Raw genomic sequence first — 16,861 nt, forward strand, 5'->3', positions numbered from 1 at the left:
ATGACACAGACAGAAAGAAGAATTTTTCTCATAAAAGAATTGCTCAGTGAGCAGCCACAGTATTCTGATATGATAATCCCGGCGGATGAACAGTGGCAAAAGAACCTGCTTCGTTCGCTTTTTAATATCCGTATGCCGGAACCTGTGAGCGAAGCGTTTTTGAAGGAACAGAACGCCTATCTGCAAGAAGAAATCAGGCAAAAAGGGATTACTGAGCTTTCCAACCTAAAGCCTATACAAGACGGCATCTATCTCTGGCAGGGTGATATTACCACGCTGCGCTGTGATGCTATTGTTAATGCAGCAAATGCACAGATGCTCGGCTGCTTTTGCCCTTGTCACGGCTGTATCGACAATGCAATCCATACCTTCTCTGGCGTTCAGCTTCGGGCAGCTTGTGCAGAACTGATAAAAAAACAGGGGCATGAGGAAGCTACGGGCGAGGCAAAAATCACACCGGCCTATAATTTGCCTTGTAACTATATTCTGCACACGGTTGGCCCTATTGTGCAAGGATGGCTTACTAAAAAAGATAAGGAACTGCTGGCATCCAGTTATCGTTCCTGTTTGGATCTGGCAGAGAAAAATAATGTAAAAAGTATTGCTTTCTGCTGTATTTCCACAGGAGAGTTTCATTTTCCAAACGATAAGGCGGCAGAAATTGCTGTTAAAACAGTAAAAGAGTACAGGCAGCAGACACACAGTAAAATGGAGGTGATATTCAATGTTTTCAAGGATGTGGACTACAAAATCTACAGGGACTTACTTGGAACGAATTGAAAGGTTGAAGAAGGAACTTGAAATGACCGATGCGGTTGTGATCGGAGCAGGCGCCGGTCTTTCAACCTCTGCAGGTTTTGTATATAACGGAGAGCGGTTCAAGCAGCATTTTTCAGATTTTGAGGAAAAATACGGTTTTCACGATATGTATTCCGGTGGCTTTTATCCGTATTGCACACTTGAGGAGCATTGGGCTTATTGGAGCCGGTATATCTATGTTAATCGCTATATGGATGCTCCAAAACCTGTTTATGATAAGCTCTTAGGGCTTGTCAAAGATAAAGATTATTTTGTTATCACGACCAATGTAGACCACTGTTTTCAAAAGGCTGGTTTCGATAAAAAGAGACTGTTTTATACACAGGGTGATTATGGTCTGTTTCAGTGCAGTGAACCTTGCTGTAATGAAACCTTTGAGAATGAGGCAATCATTCGCAGCATGATGGAGCAGCAGCAGAATATGCGGATTCCATCGGCATTGTTGCCTGTCTGCCCGCATTGCGGAAAGCCGCTGACAATGAATCTGCGCTCAGATAATAGGTTTGTAGAGGACGAGGGATGGCATAAAGCGGCGGAGCGGTATGAACTGTTTATCCGCAGACATCAGAATATGCGAGTGCTCTTTTTGGAGCTTGGCGTGGGATATAACACACCGGGCATTATTAAATATCCCTTTTGGCAGATGACTGCGAAGAATCCGAAAATAACTTATGCTTGTGTCAATGATGGCGAGGCGATTGGCCCGAAGGAAATTGAACAGCAGGCTATTTATTTCAATGGTGACATCGGAAAAGTTTTGGATGAATTAGACCGAAAGACAGGAGGGAGTAAGTTTGCAGGTGCTTAAAAAGGACACAAAATATTTGCGGGCATTAAAAGCTGCTTTCCCACATACAATTCCGATCTTTGCTGGGTTTTGGTTTCTTGGACTGACCTATGGTATCTACATGAATGTGTCCGGGTTCAGTTTTTGGTATCCGATGCTGATGAGCCTGACCATCTTCGCGGGTTCTGTGGAATTTGTAGCAGTGAATATGCTGCTTGGAGCATTTAATCCAATACAAGCTCTCGCTATGACCCTGATGATTAACGCAAGACATCTGTTTTATGGGATTTCCATGCTGGATAAATATAAAGGAACTGGTTGGAAAAAGTTTTATCTTATTTTCGGAATGTGTGACGAGAGTTTTTCCATTACTTTCACCGCAGATATTCCAGAAGATGTAGACAAAGGCTGGTTTATGTTCTTTGTCACTTTATTGAATCACTTTTACTGGTTTTCCGGTGCAACGCTGGGTGGTATCTTTGGTTCTCTGATTCATTTTAATACAGAGGGACTTGACTTCGTAATGACAGCCATGTTCGTGGTGATTTTTATGGAGCAATGGTTCAAGGACAAAAGTCATATCAGCGCCCTTTTAGGTCTTGGACTTTCAGCCCTTTGCCTGATTGCTTTTGGGGCCAATAATTTTATTATTCCTGCAATGATTGCAATTCTTGGAGTGCTTACACTTTTGAGAAAACCAATGGAGAAAGGCGGTGACACGGCATGACCCTAATACAGCAAATTATTACGATCCTTATGGTAGTGATCGGAACCATGTTGACACGATTCCTACCCTTTATGCTGTTCCCGGCAGGAAAACCAACACCGAAATATATTCAATATCTTGGAAATGTTTTACCTGCGGCTGTATTTGGTTTATTGGTCGTTTACTGTCTGAAAAATGTAAGTCTGTTCACTGGCAGTCACGGCTTGCCGGAACTTATTGCGATTGTGATTGTCATTGCACTGCATTGTTGGAAACGGCAAATGCTTTTATCAATCGCTGGCGGAACCGTATGTTATATGCTATTAATACAGCTATTATTTTGACCTTTGGGAGGTGTCTTATGCACGATATATGGAATCCTTGGCATGGCTGTGTAAAGTGCAGCGAAGGATGCCAACACTGTTATATGTATTTTCTTGATCGGTTGCGACATCGTAATGGCACTGATATTTTTAAGACAAAAGCAGGATTTAACTATCCCCTCCAAAAGAACAGAAATGGCAGTTATAAAATTCAAAGTGGCGAATTGATTCGTGTTTGTATGACCTCTGACTTCTTCTTGGAAGAAGCTGATGGGTGGCGAGCCGAAGCGTGGGAAATCATGCGTCAGCGTCCGGACGTAAAATTCTTTTTGCTGACGAAGCGACCACAGCGTGTAGCTGAATGTTTACCCAAAGACTGGGGCGATGGTTGGGAAAACATTATGTTCAATGTTACCTGTGAAAATCAACGCAGGGCCGATGAGCGCATCCCCATTTTGCTTGATTTGCCGTTTAAACATAAAGGCATTATGTGCGCACCGTTTATCGGTGCAGTGAGTATAGAAAAATATCTTGCCGCTGGACAAATTGAGCAGGTAATATGCGGAGGCGAAAATTATGATGGCGCAAGACCATGTGATTTCGATTGGGTGAAGACTCTCCAAGCTGAATGTGTAACTCACAATATTACATTCTGTTTCATTGAAACCGGGACATTTTTCATCAAAGATAGGAAACGCTATTATATCCCCAAAAAGCAGGTGCAAAGTGAGATGGCTTTCAAGTCAGGAATGAATTATAAAGGAAGGCCAATAGATTGGAAGCTGACGGATCGTTTTGGTACACAAATCCATAAAGAAAATCTCTATATTGCTCATTATCGTAAAAACTGTGGGAAATGTGGAAGCAGGCTGATATGTAACGGTTGTTCAGACTGTGGACGGTGTAGAGAACACAGTATCTATTAAAAACTGGTCCATGAAATAATAGAATATACTATATATTGAACGTATTGAGTTGACACAAACAAGATATTGTGATAAATTATAAGTGGATTATATATTTGTGCATAGGGCTTTTATGCAGAAAATTTGGTTCCGGTGAGTTTGCCGGAAGTATAATTTCAGGGAATCCTATTAAGTATAGAATGACATCAAAAATCTGGTAAAGGGTTTTTGGTGTCTTTTTTTGTGCCGAAAAATGTGGCAGGTAGGGCTTTTGCAAGAGCACTTATGCAAATAAAAAGAAGGAGGGCAGTGATAATCCGAATAGAATAGCAGGAAATTAAAGAAAAGAACATATTTGCGGATAACAGATGTAAATAATATGAAATTTTTAAGGGAGAAGGGACATTGTTTCCTTCTTTTCTTATGTAGAGAATCTGGTATCCGCACACTGGGATGCCGGCGTCTGTTATCAGCGGAAAGGAGAGGAAATGGTGGATTTAACCGTAGGATATGGATTCCGTAAGGGAGAAGACCGACTGCAGGAAAATCTGAAAAAGGCGTGTCTGGTACTGGTAAAGGACAAAGGCGCCGATTGGGGATTTCGGATACTTACCAGCTATCCTATGTTTTGAGAATAAAGAGATGGAGGAAGAGTATGAAATTACAGGTATTAATGGCCGCAAAGGAAGGGATCGTACAGGGAAAAAAGATTGATTTTGAGCTGGACGAAAAAAGCAGGCTTTATATTGCATCCTGCGAAGGAAGGGCTTTTGGAGTCGCAAAAAGGTTGATATCGGGTAAAAGAAGCCATTTAAAGCGGCTGGGCAATTCTTTTAGCGGCGTGGCAGTCAAGGTTTGCCCCGAGATCAGAAATATGGAAGTGAAAGTGATGCGGGAAAGGAGGAAGACTGGATAATGGAAGAACAGGAAAGAAGCGTGACTTTTCAGGAATACGCGAAACAGAGGCGGTGCGCTGCATGAGGGATGAAGAATATGCCGGATATTGCTGTCTTGCGATTGCGATTTTGTGCAACCTGAATGCGGATGAAGCCAGAAAGATGTACCAGTATGGCCCGGAGCATCCGCTTTGTCAGAAGATGCTACGCAGGAAGGTACGGATGTCCGGTCTGGAAAGACTGGATAGGAGAAAATCCGGTGAGGTGATGAAAGAATTGCTAAGTCAGGGATACAGCGTGGACGCGGTATCAGAAGCGTTTCACTGTTTCCCATCGACTGTCAGGCGTAGAGTAAGGGAAACAAGAGAGAAGGGAAAGGAGGAAGAGGATGCACCTGCATAAGTTTGCGGATATGGTCCATTTTGATGAAATTGCTACCTGCGGTACATAAACCTTACCGGAGTATCTCCAATGCGAAAATTCTGGAGATGAGGCCGGTTGCGTATGCAAGTTTCCAGATTGGTTTATAAGAATGCTTTATTTCTTCAAGGCCCGGGTGACAGCCTGGGTTGCTGCTTAGAAAGGCTGTGATTGCGCGCAGCACTTTTGATAAAAGGAATCGGTCAGGCAGCGTAAAAAGACACACCGGGAAGCATGGCTTTTCCGTCCATGAGCAAAATCAAACGCAAAGGACGGGGAAGAAATGGAGCAAATCAGTTTATTTCCTTTAGAAGAAAAAATAGGACGTGCGCTCGAAACTATAAAACTTTTTGAAAAAACAGCACTTCGGATGAATGAGGAGGGATACTATCTGGCGTTCAGCGGAGGAAAGGACAGCCAGGTGATCTATCAGCTTGCGCGTATGGCAGGGGTAAAATTTACAGCCCACTACCATATCACGACAGTAGACCCTCCGGAACTGGTACGGTTTATCCGAAAGGAATATCCGGAAGTGCGGATGGAGCGGCCAAAGATGTCCATGTGGCAGCTGATTGTAAAGAAAGGATTCCCACCTACCAGAAAGGTTCGTTACTGTTGTTCTGAATTAAAAGAAAGAGGCGGCGAAGGGCGTTTTGTAATTACCGGTGTACGCTGGGCGGAGAGTAAGAAGCGATGCAAAAGAGGCCTTGCGGAAGTGACAGGGAAGAAAAGCGCAGATGTCATACTTTTAAATAATGATAATGATGAAAAACGGCGCCTGATCGAGGACTGCCAGATAAAAGGGAAACGGGTTTTAAATCCGATCATTGATTGGACGGATACAGAAGTATGGAATTTCATATACCAGTACGTCCACAGGCATTGTGAATTGTATGATGATGGATTTTCCAGACTGGGGTGTATTGGCTGTCCGCTGGTATCTGTCCGGAAACGTGAAAGGGAGCTTGCGCGTTATCCTAAGTTTAAGGCGGTATACCTCAGGACGTTTGACCGGATGCTGAAAGAACGGGAGTTGGATCCTGCATATGGCGTAAGGTGGAAGAACGCGGAAGACGTTTATCAGTGGTGGCTCTATGGTAGTGAGAAAACGGAGGAACAGATGCCGGGGCAATTATCCCTGGATCTTCAGCCGGAAAGGAGGAACGTGGTGAATGAAGAAACGAAAATAGAAGGAAAATCGAAAAAGGAATGGAAGGCGCTATATCAGGCATCTTTGAGCCATTGGCAAAAAATCTATGATTACGGCGATCCGGATAAGATGTGGGCAGATGGTGTTTCATTGAATTTGATAAGGCGGGATCTTATGAAAATGAAAGAGATTCTTTTATCCTATGGAGAGGAAACAGAGGTTCCTTTAGAAATGCCGCCAAATTATATGGCGAATGCGGAAGCAATCCAGAAGCGGGCCACAGAGAACCTGAAAAAGTATCTGGAATCAGAGGATTATCAATATCTGTGCGATATGGAGCACTGTCTTAGTGACACACAGAAACGGAGAACCAAAATCCAGCCCGCACTTGGCAGCATTCAGAATCTTAAGCAGGCGGTTGAGAATGGAGATTATGTTGTGATGCGGGAGTTCGGTCAGGAAGGGCAGTTTGACAGGCTGCTGGCGGATACGGCTGAGCAGGTTAAAAAAATGGCTCCGGCAAAATCAGGGATAAAACAAAAAACAAAACGAAAAGAGAAGACACCGCCGATGGAAACAGAGGATTGGCAGGTTGAAGGCCAGATGAGTATCTATGACCTGGTATCTTAAGAGAAGGAGGAAACGAATGGTAAGTCAAAAAATGATAGCAAATATTTTCACAGAATTCCGGGATCTGTATACCGGGAAAAAAGCGATAGGGATACGTCCCTTATGTGAAAAGTATGAAAACCATCCGATGCTGATGGGGCTTCTTACGAATATGGAAGCGGCGGCAGAAATCGAGGTTCCGCAGGCAATGAAGGAAATCTATGATTTTTATAAAGAGTACCGCGGAAAAGACCTGAATGATGAGGACTGGGAAACCATTGTAGAACGAACAGGCCGGATGGTAAAGGAAAGGAAAAACAATTTATGGTACCGCAGGGTCATTTTGGAGGTCGTGAACTTGTTGGAAGATGATGACCGTGAACGGCGGAGAATTGCGAAAGAAGTGGAAAAGGAAATGGAAGAGGCGGCAGGAGAACAGGAGGCAGCCTGATTATAAGCGGCAGGAGGGGGAAAAACCCTCCTGTTTCATCTACAGGAGGAAAGCTATGTTAGAAAAAATCGTAAAAAGCGTGGAAGAATTAAATGCTGCGGCAGCGCATCTCCGCCAGAGCGGGGCTCTGGACGCGCTCTGGCGGCTCGCAAAGGCATGGGCGGTACCTTATAAACAGACAGAGGATTTTATTTGTGGGAAACGATACCGTCTGGCAGAGGTTCCAATCGCGGATAAGGATTTCCGGACGCCTTCTGAAAAACTCCGGGAGGAAATGCTTGCTTTGGATGATAAGTGTTTCGCGGATATTGTTGGATGGCACATTACCCATAAGTGCAGGGATGATGAGGAATTAGCGGCTCAGGTTTTAAAGAAGCACAAGTCTTTACAGCGCTGCCTGGACTTTATAACAGGTAAAGCGTTCGAAATGGCGACGGAGCAGGCGAAGCAAAAAGGGCTGGAACGCGTACAGCAAAATACGGGGCTTGCCATAACCGAAAGAGAAGTGTTCCCGTGGGCGGAGGAATATTACCGCAGTGCGGATGAAGCGGAGGCTGAGAAAAAGGCGGAAGAGGAAAAGAAGAATATTCTTGCCGCATGGGAAACAGCAGAGAAAAAAGTGACGACCGCTGGAAAAACCGCGTCAGTAAAGAAAGAGGGAATCGGAAAAGCGAAAAAGCCGCAGAAAAAAGCGGATAAGGAACCTGGTACAGGACAGAAAAACGCCCCGGAAGCAAACGAGAAGAAGGAACCATTCGGGCAGATGTCATTATTTGATCTGCCACAGTAATGGAAAACGGGAGGATATATGATCGCATACAAAGGATTAGAAAAAGACCTTACCTGTAGGGGATACCAGTTTTTTCAAGACAGGATAAACGTGACAGAAAAGGCGAACTGTGCGCAGAATGGATTCCACTGTGCGGAAAATCCGCTGGATTGTTTGTGTTATTACCATAACTGGCGCGATTCTGTTTACTATGTTGTAAGGGCGGAAGGCGATATTGACGAGGATGGTATGGACAGCAAAATCTCATGTACCCATATGACACTGCTGAAAAAACTGTCCATGCAGGAACTTCTGCTCCACGCCCTTGCGTATATGGTCCGGTATCCGGGGCGCAAATGGAATGGATACGTCCAGAGGGAATCTGGAAAAAGTAAGGATGGTTTTACCATTGTCCGTGGAAAATGTCCCAGAGCGTCCGGAAAACTGGGTGATATTCTCGCGCTTGCGAAGGAAATTCCTGACACACAAGGGATACAGGAAGTGGCGCTGTTTGTGGTTGATGGTGAAACTTATCTCCCAAATGTTTGGTATGACGTAAAAGGGACGCGGATGGATGAGGAGGCAGCATGAAGAAAAAGAGATTATTGGAGATGCCGGTTCTGGAGCTGACAGAAAAGATGCGGAAGAAAGCGTTAAGCGCGAAACCTGAGAAAAAATGTGATTGGTCGAACGAGATCCGTTATAACTACAACACATATTTCCGGGCGGCGGTAGAAAAAGAAATCCTGCGGATTGAAGTTTATTTTACGCATCGGATACGCAGTGGATGTATGAGACCGGCTTACCGGATATTTTTTGACAAAAAGGCGGATGATTTCCTTACTTTTGATATGGAAAAACAGAAGTGGACCAGTTCAAGAATCGATAATTTAAAATGGCCGGGTTCTTACTCTAATTGGGACGATCGGCTGTATTTAGAGAGGGAAGAAGAAACGTGCGTGGTGGATTATCTCGGGCTGAAAAGTTTTCGGGATCTGGATTATTGGCAGTATAAGCTCAGGGAAGAGCAGCGGCTGAGCGCCTATAAACGGAGAGCTGAAAAATGGGATGCCATAATGGAAAGGGTACCGCCACTTCCAAAGGATTGGAGCACATGGCTGGCAAAACATGTGATTTCTGAGCACTATATGTTTTATGAGTATAAAAGGGGAGGAAAGATTACCGGCAGATGCAGCCGTTGTGGAAAAGAGCAGATCCTTTATAAACCGAAATATAATAAAACGGGTATCTGCAAAAACTGCAGGCATCCGGTGATATATAAGTCTACCGGGAAATGCGGAAGAATGTGGACAAAACGTTATACCGCACATATTTTGCAGAGAATGGATGGCGGTGTTGTGTCACGCCAGTTTCATACGTATGCTTTTTATCCGAAAGGCTGTTTTGACAAACCGGAGATCAGTTTTTGGGAAGATAGGCGGCTGCTTCTGGATCAGAATGGGAATGAGAAGGCCTATTATTTTGGCGAATATAAGGATAGGATGAGGCATTGGATTGAGACGGATGTATGTCAGTATGAACCGCTGCATTATTATAGTAATCCACGTCATTATACGGAAAAAGGAATGGTATATAAGAGGACATTGCCCGATCTTTCTAAAAATGAGCTGAACAGGACAGGAATCTGGGAAGCGGTGAGGTCAGGTGAATCATTCGCGCCGGAGATCTATTTATTGGCTGTGAAGGAAAAGCCGGTAATAGAAAAGGCCGCAAAGGCGGGCATGGGCCGGCTGGCGGTTGATCTGGCACAAAGCACTTTGGATATCCGGTTAAGCCATATCGGAAAGCTGCACCAGTGCCTTGATATTGACAGGAACCAGTTAAAGAGGCTTCGGACAAATAATGGAGGTTCCGAATACCTAAAGTGGCTGCAGTATGAAGGCCAAGGTCAGAAGAAAATCGATGATGAGGTTATCGCATGGTTTATCGGAAACGAGATTGAAGTACAGCAGATATCTTTTATCAGAGACAGGATGAGTCCGCGGCAGGTAATGAATTATCTGATCAAGCAGCAGAAAAAAAGGACGGGTGAGTCCTGTTCCAAAGTGCTCTCTGCCTGGAAAGATTATCTGAACATGGCGGAAAAATGCAGGTTTGATGTGAATGATCCGATCATTTACAGGGCTGCTGATTTATGGAAAAGGCACGATGAGATGGTACGTCGGATGGAGGAGCAGAAAAATGAGTACAGAGTCCGGGAAATACTGGAGCAGTATCCGAACCTGAACCATATCCTCGCGTCCTTGAAGGAAAAATATGGTTACCAGGATGAAAAATACGCGGTAGTAGTTCCGGAGAATGTGGGGGACCTGCTCCATGAAGGAGATACCCTGCATCATTGTGTCAATAAAACAGACAATTCGCGGAAGCTGCGGAATTTTTGAAAACCTGGCAGAAAGTAGTAAGGAAACGGATGACGAAAGCGGATCTTGCGCTGGCAAAGAGGAGCAGGGAACTCCGTACGGAAGAATACGAAAAACTCCGCAAAGATAATGTAAAGATCGCGCAGGGAACTTACGGAGGGCAGCTTCTGGTAGACCTTTTGGAGTCTGACCTGATGGAGATACCGGACGCGGCGTAACGGGATAACAAACGCTGCAGCGGCTGGGAAGATTGTTTTCTGGCCGCTGTTTTACGGGAGGAAAACAGGAATGGGAAAGGCAGAATGTAATATCTGCTCTAAAGAATTGAGCAGCTGGGATAAACGTATCTCAAAGGTACTGGCATATAAGCTGCCGGTATGTGAGGCGTGCATCGCGGCAGAGTATGGGATGGGAAAGGAGGAACTGAGGGCAAGGATGGAAAGATTCTTCGATATGCGGCCCTGCCAGGGAATGTAATGGGAAATGAGTTTAATTTATTGACAGAAGAATTGCTTCTTTCCGGGTATTCAAAGGAGGAATATCCGAAATACGTAAAAATGCCTTATGGATCTGGAGAGGAATCTCTGGATAATATCTATGGAGGGTTTGAATTTCAGAGAAATTATCTGGAGAAGCATTTCTTTCAGACCGGCTGTGGCTTATGTGTCACCGCACGAAACTGTATCAGTGGTATGGGATATATGGGAATAAACTGGTGTTTTGAAAATGACAACGTACTTATTAAATGCCCGTACCATAAAGAAGGCTGCGAACGGAACCATCCTGTCCTGGCAGATATGAAGCCGGCATTTTGCTTTTGTGCCTGCCATATGACAGATCATTATGACTATGAAAATAGTGTAGAAAAGCTTTTGCGGAAGCAGGATGAGGAAAAGGAGCGTCTGTATAAACAGTATAAGGAAGAACATTCGGGACGAATCTGCAGAAACCATATGTACTATAAAGAGAAGGACAAGGAGTGGGAATTCCGGTATGATCCGGTAAAGTGCATAGGCAGATGCAGCTACGGCCTTTGCCCGGTACGTTCCCGTATGTTAGTAAAAGAAAAAGGAAATGTATTCTATGATATCCGTATTTCCACAGTGAGAAAGGATGGCACATTTTTTGACGGGCAGCCCATAATCAGTGTTGTGAAAGGTAGGAAATTTCTGGAACGGCAGGTTTCCATGGATATCTGCCGAGCGATCGCCGCTTGCGGAAAAGAGGAAATATTCCGCCGGGAATGGTGGAACGGCTATTCCATGCAAAAGCTTTATGATCCGGACCTGAAGATTGAGATCTTGAATATCAGGGCAGAGCGCAGGGCGTGCAGGGATTTGGAACAGGATTTGGAAGATATCAGGAATGGGATTTCCGTAGTACATGAATCAGACAGGATAAAGGCCAAAAAAGAGCGGAAGAAGGTGAATAAGCAAAAACAGCTGGAACGTCTGGAACGAAAAATTGCAAAAAGCGGTTATGGCGCTTTAAATGACGCGGAACAACGGATGGCGGATAAAAAAATCGGAGCTGACAAAGTCGCAATTTTAGAGCAGGAAAGACAATGTACAGGGCAGAACCGGCAACTATCATTGTCTATGTGGATGGAACTGTAAGACAATGGATTTTCCCTATTGGATGAAAGGAAAGTTTCTGATATAATAGGAATATATTTACGGAGGTAGGTCACTATGAGTATTCAATCTGATGTGGAAATGCTGTCGATTCGCGTACTTGAAGATTATGCTCGGTCTCATCATTTGTCTGAAAGCGATGCTGTTGATTTATTTCATAAGTATCAGGTGTTTGAAAAGTTAATATTGCAGCATGAATATCTGCACCAACTGGATTTTAGTGAAACGGTTAAGTATGTTGAGGATATTATGACTCAAAAATCATCAGTTTTAGTTCTATATCATGGAACAAATATTGCTTTTGAACACATAGATTTGTCAAAATCACATAATCGCAGGGATTTTGGACGAGGGTTCTACTGTACGATATTGGAGAAGCAGGCACAGGAGTGGGCACATCGTTTGTATATGCGGAATTTTTCCGGTGGGGAATATGTATATCAATATGTTTTTCACCAGACGGATGATTTGAAGATAAAGCATTTTAATGCGTTGGATATTGAATGGTTGGAATTTATCAAATGTAACCGCATAAAAGGAGGAGTTCAGCATTCCTATGATGTTGTGATCGGGCCTGTGGCTGATGATAATACGATGGAAACAGTTCAGCTTTATATGTCTGGTATTTTAAAAGGAGATGAGGCTGTTGAACGATTGCGATATAATAAAGTAAACAATCAAGTATCTTTCCATACGCCGCTGGCTTTGAAACGATTGCGCTTTGAGTGTCGAAAGGAGGTTACTCATGGCTGAAGGAAAGTATTTATTTAATGGAAAAGATATTACTATGAACATGTGCATCCAGATTCGTGATGTAATTGATATTATTCAAAATGAGACTGGAATGAATTTTCCAGACGCAACCGTTGCGTTTTACCATTCTAAAACATATAAGGTTCTGCAGAATACAGAAAACGCTTTGTGGGCTGAATCCGCTGGTTATATTGCGGACCGCTATTTTGACGAGCAAAAGGCGGAAAGCTGTGTATAGCAGCAGGAAAAAGTTGACGGCATGGAAATCCTGTGATATTGTTTAAGTGTAATTAATTTGCATGGAAGTTCCATGGATCGCAATGTTTTTGTTCCGGTAAGATCCGGAAGCTGAGTTTTATTCAGTATTGAATTAAAAATTAGTAAGGCATCAAAAATCATGTTGCAATGGTTTTTGGTGCCTTTTTTGCGTTGTGTGAAAGTGGATATAACCATGAGGGAAGGAGAAAGACTAATATGGATGATGAGGAAAGAATTTTGAGCTGTCAGAGGGAAATTTTCAGGCTCAGAGGAGTTGTACGGTGCCTGGAAGAAGATGCGCAGCGGTATGAGCGGGAACTTATGGAAGAAATAGAAAAGGAGAGTATGGAACGCCCAGGGCTGAGGCGTGCGCTGGAGATGTGGCGGGCAATTAAAGATGAAGGGTAAGTGGTAAGGAAGGATCTGTATTGGCAGGTCTTTCTTTTTTTGAAAGGAGAAGCGATATGACAACTTTTGACAGAATTGAAAATGCAGTGAAGGAACTAATGGGAGACAAGTGCAGAGTATATTTTGAAAAAATGGAAAAGAATAATGGAAAGCGGTGCCGGGCGATTACGATCCATGAACCCAAAATGGGGATTGCCTGGTCCATTGATATTGATGAATTGCTGGAAGATATTGCCTGGGGAGAAAGCAGTATAGAGGAAGTGACGTTATGGATTGTTAATGCTTACAAGATTTGGGATGGCTTGGAAAAATTCAAGGACATAAGCAGCCTTAGTAAAGAAGCGATATTGGAAAAAGTAAAATACTATTTCATCAACAAAGAAAGAAATCCAGATTTACTTGAAGAGGTTCCGTACAAGGAGGTTCTTGACCTTACGGCAGTTTACAAGGGGATATTAAGAAAAGGAGAATCGGAAGGCACAAGTATAGTGATAAACCGTACTGTCTGTGAAAGATATTCCATCAGTGAGGAGGAACTGGATGCTGCTGCAAAGAAAAATACGATGGATGAAGGCATTTGCGGAGAACCGGTACTTTCTTTTTTGGGTAGAAGGCTCGGAATACCAGAAGGAATAGATATTCCAGGAATGATACCTATGTGGGTTATTACCAATCCATCCGACTTTTATGGCGCTACGGTAATGCTTTATAAAGATTTTTTTAAAGATTTTGCGGATGAATTAGAAAGCGATCTCTATATATTGCCTGCCAGTGTCCATGAGGTCATTGCGGTGCCGGCAGATAAGGCAGAACTGGAGCAGCTTCGGAAAACGGTTTATGAGGTAAATGAAGAAGAAATTTCTGCTGAAGAAGTGCTCAGTGATAGTGTATACAGATACAGCAGGAATCGAGGCGAATTATTTATTGTGTAAGCGAAGAATCAAACAGGTACAAAGAAATTTTTAAAAACAAAAATAGGAATGAAGGGTTTGAATGTATAGAACCTTCTCATTTTCAGTAAAGGAGGAAAAGAATGGAAACTATTATGATGTCTGGAAAGGAATATCTTCTTTATTTGAGGGCGCGTCAGGAACTGATGGAAAACTATATTCTGGATTGCTTTAAAAATGCAAAGGATTACAGGCTGTCAGAACAGGAAATATATAGTATGGTAGGTGAGAAGTTTCGGTGTGAGCTGCCAGTGGATGATGCTGAAAATGTGATTTTAAAAGGCGTTGTTATGAACTTGCTTGACCGCTATGAGGCGTGGGGATATATAACACCAACGCCTACAAAATACGGGCCGGGTTATCAGTTTATTGATAAAAAGACAGATGAGGCGGCTTGATTGGAAAGGCGCAGATTATTAGGAGGAAGATTTTAAATGAAGAAAAAGCAGTTATTGAAGCTGAAAAAAATGACGGCTACGGAAGAAATGGTGCGGTTGGCAAAAGAGGATATCCCTGTACAGAAACAGAGCTATGGACATGTGGAATACATATATAAGTATGGTTTGTACATAATGGCTGAAGTAGAAGAGAAAATTTTAAAGGTTGCGCTGTTTCTGACAGACCATATGGCGCTTAACGCGAGAGAGCCAATGTATAGCCTGTTTATTGATAAGGAAGGGAAAGATTTTATTGGCTATGACCATCTTTGCAAAAAATGGACAACCGCTGTGATTAACAGGATCAAATTTCCTTATACGATAAAAAATATGAGTATTCTAACGCCCGGTATAAGATTGTTGCGCCGCAAAGGGTAGAGGATATTCTTATTGAAGGACAGAAGCTTCAGCATTGTATCCATCAGAACGAACGGTATTTTGAGCGCATGAATAAGAGAGAATCCTATATATTGTTCCTGCGTAAGACGAACGAGGATTCCGTACCGTATTATACCCTGGAGGTTGAGCCCAATGGTACAGTACGGCAAAAGCGGACTTTGTTTAACCGGCAGCTGGAGGATATTGAAGAGGCGGAGGGATTTTTGCAAAAATGGCAGAAGCAGCTCCAAATGAAGCTTCATCGGGAAGATTTTGAACTTGCGAAGCGGAGTAAAGAGCTTCGGATCAAGGAAATGGAAGAGCTTCGGAGACAGCAGGTGCGTCTCCATGGAAACTTTAATGGCAGGCTGCTTGCGGATGTCCTGGCTGAAGATTTGATGGAAGTAACAGAAACAGAACCATTAGCGGCGTAGATAGTTTTGAGAGGAGGAAGTGGTAAAATGACAATTCGTGAGGCAGGAGAAGACATTGTTCTAATAGTTATGATGAAACAGAAGTGACAGCAGATAATATGGAAGAGGTGTGGGATTTATTATCTACGGAATTCGGGTGTAGTAAAGATAGTGTTGATTATGTGATATGTCTTTAAAAAAATAAGTTTCTCATATTGGACCTGGCAGGGTATGAGTGAAAATTCTTCCCTGCCAGATTTTTTTAGGAAAAAATTTGAAAATATTACAGAAATAAATTTTTAAGCCCTTCTTCTTAGTGTAGGGATAAAAATCATGTGTCCGAGTACTTTGAGCTGATTGCATGGGAAAGGAGAAAGGATGGAAGACGTTGATGTAAAAAAGAGGATGCGATATGGAGGAACAGCAGAATCAGGGGAAAGGGGGATGGAATGATTTTAGAGAAAAATGGAATAGATGACATTTTAAGACTTCTGAGTAAAAAGGGTTATCGTAGTTGTGAAGCAATGGAGTTGCGTAAAGAGATAGAGCAGTCGAAACAGAAATATGATGATCTGATAAAAAAGCAGAGCAATATGCCAGGGCAGGATAAGCTGGCAGAGGCTGTTATAAAATATTATCTATTTCAGCTTGAGGAACTAAAGAGGAAATTTCCGTATGACGCAATGGGATGTGAATTTACTGTACCATTATTGGTGCTGCAGGAATTTCAAAAGGAAACCATGTAGAAGACATTTTAGAGTTTTTAGGGAATCCGGATGATTTTATCAAAGAAGATCTAAAGGAAGAAATTCAGAAATTCATTACCGTTCACCTTGATCCAAGAGGAACGGTGTTATATGGATCCGCTGGAGTATGCGAATAAAGCGTAGGAAAAATTGGCGGCAGTATTTTGGACATTGAAAATGAAATATTATGTTTACAGGCTGGATTATACTAAATATAGTGATTGAGAAATTGACAAATACTATATATTGTGCTAATATTATGATAAACATTTTGCAGAACTAAGACTGCACAACTTTTATTCTGATGTGCTCAGAATGGAAATTTTATTCCAGAGTGCTCTGGATAAGCATAATACAAAGACACTGAAAAATCAGCCGGATTTTTTGGTGTCTTTTTTTGTGCAGTTGGACAAATGTTTTGTTGTATTGGTGGAGTCTGGAAACAGGAAAGGAGGAGAGATGACGGATAAGGATGTTGAAAAGAAAGTATACGGTGCGGAGGAAATACAGCAGATTCTGGGAATTGGAAGGAGCAAAGTGTATTTATTCCTGGATGAAGTGTACAAGAAAAAAGAGCCATTTCGGGTACTCAAAATCGGGAAGTGTTACCGCATCCCGAAAGGATCATTTGACAGATGGCTGGAAGGTGAAGCGGAGGAATAAGG

The 16,861-nt window shown here is 42.9% G+C and carries 25 protein-coding genes; all 25 read left to right on the forward strand.

All coding sequences use genetic code 11. The features are described 5' to 3' along the window. The 25 genes from ACESZH_RS14685 (at position 1) to ACESZH_RS14805 (ending at position 16,859) form a co-directional block, all read left to right on the forward strand. On the forward strand, positions 1–780 hold the full coding sequence (locus ACESZH_RS14685) for a protein-ADP-ribose hydrolase (protein ID WP_373217416.1): 780 nt from the start codon (positions 1–3) through the stop codon (positions 778–780). Next, entirely contained in the window at positions 725–1,627 is a 903-nt protein-coding gene (locus ACESZH_RS14690) for an NAD-dependent deacetylase (RefSeq protein WP_373217415.1), read from the forward strand. The genes ACESZH_RS14685 and ACESZH_RS14690 overlap by 56 nt, the downstream gene beginning before the upstream one ends. Further along, a complete protein-coding gene (azlC, locus tag ACESZH_RS14695; protein WP_373217414.1) occupies positions 1,614–2,333 on the forward strand; it encodes an azaleucine resistance protein AzlC in 720 nt (239 codons plus the stop codon). The genes ACESZH_RS14690 and azlC overlap by 14 nt, the downstream gene beginning before the upstream one ends. Next, positions 2,330–2,656, forward strand: coding sequence for a branched-chain amino acid transporter permease (locus tag ACESZH_RS14700; RefSeq protein ID WP_373217413.1), 327 nt, complete (start codon positions 2,330–2,332; stop codon positions 2,654–2,656). The genes azlC and ACESZH_RS14700 overlap by 4 nt, the downstream gene beginning before the upstream one ends. Positions 2,657–2,673: 17 nt before the next feature. Further along, on the forward strand, positions 2,674–3,561 hold the full coding sequence (locus ACESZH_RS14705; RefSeq protein ID WP_373217412.1) for a DUF5131 family protein: 888 nt from the start codon (positions 2,674–2,676) through the stop codon (positions 3,559–3,561). Between the two features lie 467 nt (positions 3,562–4,028). Beyond that, entirely contained in the window at positions 4,029–4,172 is a 144-nt protein-coding gene (locus tag ACESZH_RS14710; protein WP_373217411.1) for an RNase A-like domain-containing protein, read from the forward strand. Between the two features lie 23 nt (positions 4,173–4,195). Beyond that, positions 4,196–4,456 carry a hypothetical protein gene (locus ACESZH_RS14715; protein WP_373217410.1) on the forward strand — a complete coding sequence of 87 codons (261 nt, stop codon included), beginning with the start codon at positions 4,196–4,198 and terminating at the stop codon, positions 4,454–4,456. A 61-nt stretch (positions 4,457–4,517) separates the two neighbouring features. Beyond that, positions 4,518–4,838 carry a hypothetical protein gene (locus tag ACESZH_RS14720; RefSeq protein WP_373217409.1) on the forward strand — a complete coding sequence of 107 codons (321 nt, stop codon included), beginning with the start codon at positions 4,518–4,520 and terminating at the stop codon, positions 4,836–4,838. A gap of 301 nt (positions 4,839–5,139) precedes the next feature. Beyond that, positions 5,140–6,636 carry a phosphoadenosine phosphosulfate reductase family protein gene (locus ACESZH_RS14725; protein ID WP_373217408.1) on the forward strand — a complete coding sequence of 499 codons (1,497 nt, stop codon included), beginning with the start codon at positions 5,140–5,142 and terminating at the stop codon, positions 6,634–6,636. A 16-nt stretch (positions 6,637–6,652) separates the two neighbouring features. Then, positions 6,653–7,066 carry a hypothetical protein gene (locus ACESZH_RS14730; RefSeq protein ID WP_373217407.1) on the forward strand — a complete coding sequence of 138 codons (414 nt, stop codon included), beginning with the start codon at positions 6,653–6,655 and terminating at the stop codon, positions 7,064–7,066. Positions 7,067–7,121: 55 nt separating this feature from the next. Beyond that, entirely contained in the window at positions 7,122–7,856 is a 735-nt protein-coding gene (locus ACESZH_RS14735) for a Cas9 inhibitor AcrIIA9 family protein (RefSeq protein WP_373217406.1), read from the forward strand. A gap of 18 nt (positions 7,857–7,874) precedes the next feature. Further along, positions 7,875–8,426 carry a hypothetical protein gene (locus ACESZH_RS14740; protein ID WP_373217405.1) on the forward strand — a complete coding sequence of 184 codons (552 nt, stop codon included), beginning with the start codon at positions 7,875–7,877 and terminating at the stop codon, positions 8,424–8,426. Further along, on the forward strand, positions 8,423–10,240 hold the full coding sequence (locus tag ACESZH_RS14745) for a PcfJ domain-containing protein (RefSeq protein WP_373217403.1): 1,818 nt from the start codon (positions 8,423–8,425) through the stop codon (positions 10,238–10,240). Before ACESZH_RS14740 ends, ACESZH_RS14745 begins: the two co-directional genes overlap by 4 nt. Before the next feature lie 29 nt (positions 10,241–10,269). Continuing rightward, positions 10,270–10,437, forward strand: a complete 168-nt coding sequence (locus ACESZH_RS14750) for a hypothetical protein (protein ID WP_373217401.1) — start codon at positions 10,270–10,272, stop codon at positions 10,435–10,437. A gap of 70 nt (positions 10,438–10,507) precedes the next feature. Beyond that, the gene (locus tag ACESZH_RS14755) at positions 10,508–10,696 is read left to right on the forward strand and encodes a hypothetical protein (RefSeq protein ID WP_373217399.1); all 189 of its coding nucleotides are present in this window, start codon (positions 10,508–10,510) and stop codon (positions 10,694–10,696) included. After that, positions 10,696–11,835: a hypothetical protein gene (locus ACESZH_RS14760; protein ID WP_373217397.1), complete on the forward strand. Its 1,140-nt coding sequence runs from the start codon at positions 10,696–10,698 to the stop codon at positions 11,833–11,835. Before ACESZH_RS14755 ends, ACESZH_RS14760 begins: the two co-directional genes overlap by 1 nt. Before the next feature lie 75 nt (positions 11,836–11,910). Then, on the forward strand, positions 11,911–12,606 hold the full coding sequence (locus tag ACESZH_RS14765) for a DUF3990 domain-containing protein (protein WP_373217395.1): 696 nt from the start codon (positions 11,911–11,913) through the stop codon (positions 12,604–12,606). Continuing rightward, positions 12,599–12,844 carry a hypothetical protein gene (locus ACESZH_RS14770; protein WP_373217393.1) on the forward strand — a complete coding sequence of 82 codons (246 nt, stop codon included), beginning with the start codon at positions 12,599–12,601 and terminating at the stop codon, positions 12,842–12,844. The genes ACESZH_RS14765 and ACESZH_RS14770 overlap by 8 nt, the downstream gene beginning before the upstream one ends. Before the next feature lie 236 nt (positions 12,845–13,080). Beyond that, entirely contained in the window at positions 13,081–13,272 is a 192-nt protein-coding gene (locus tag ACESZH_RS14775) for a hypothetical protein (protein WP_373217392.1), read from the forward strand. A 56-nt stretch (positions 13,273–13,328) separates the two neighbouring features. Continuing rightward, complete coding sequence (locus ACESZH_RS14780; RefSeq protein ID WP_373217391.1) at positions 13,329–14,204, forward strand: DUF5688 family protein; 876 nt, start codon at positions 13,329–13,331, stop codon at positions 14,202–14,204. Positions 14,205–14,305: 101 nt separating this feature from the next. Further along, positions 14,306–14,620: a hypothetical protein gene (locus ACESZH_RS14785; RefSeq protein WP_373217390.1), complete on the forward strand. Its 315-nt coding sequence runs from the start codon at positions 14,306–14,308 to the stop codon at positions 14,618–14,620. A 36-nt stretch (positions 14,621–14,656) separates the two neighbouring features. Continuing rightward, positions 14,657–15,037 (forward strand): hypothetical protein, encoded by a 381-nt coding sequence (locus ACESZH_RS14790; protein WP_373217389.1) that lies wholly within the window; start codon positions 14,657–14,659, stop codon positions 15,035–15,037. Between the two features lie 5 nt (positions 15,038–15,042). Then, positions 15,043–15,471 (forward strand): PcfJ domain-containing protein, encoded by a 429-nt coding sequence (locus ACESZH_RS14795; RefSeq protein ID WP_373219929.1) that lies wholly within the window; start codon positions 15,043–15,045, stop codon positions 15,469–15,471. Between the two features lie 428 nt (positions 15,472–15,899). After that, positions 15,900–16,196, forward strand: a complete 297-nt coding sequence (locus ACESZH_RS14800) for a hypothetical protein (RefSeq protein ID WP_373217388.1) — start codon at positions 15,900–15,902, stop codon at positions 16,194–16,196. 459 nt (positions 16,197–16,655) lie between these two features. After that, positions 16,656–16,859: a helix-turn-helix domain-containing protein gene (locus tag ACESZH_RS14805; RefSeq protein WP_373217386.1), complete on the forward strand. Its 204-nt coding sequence runs from the start codon at positions 16,656–16,658 to the stop codon at positions 16,857–16,859. Positions 16,860–16,861: the final 2 nt, after the last annotated feature.

The organism is Ruminococcus sp. 5_1_39BFAA (assembly GCF_964240875.1).
Classification (GTDB): Bacteria; Bacillota; Clostridia; order Lachnospirales; family Lachnospiraceae; genus Blautia_A.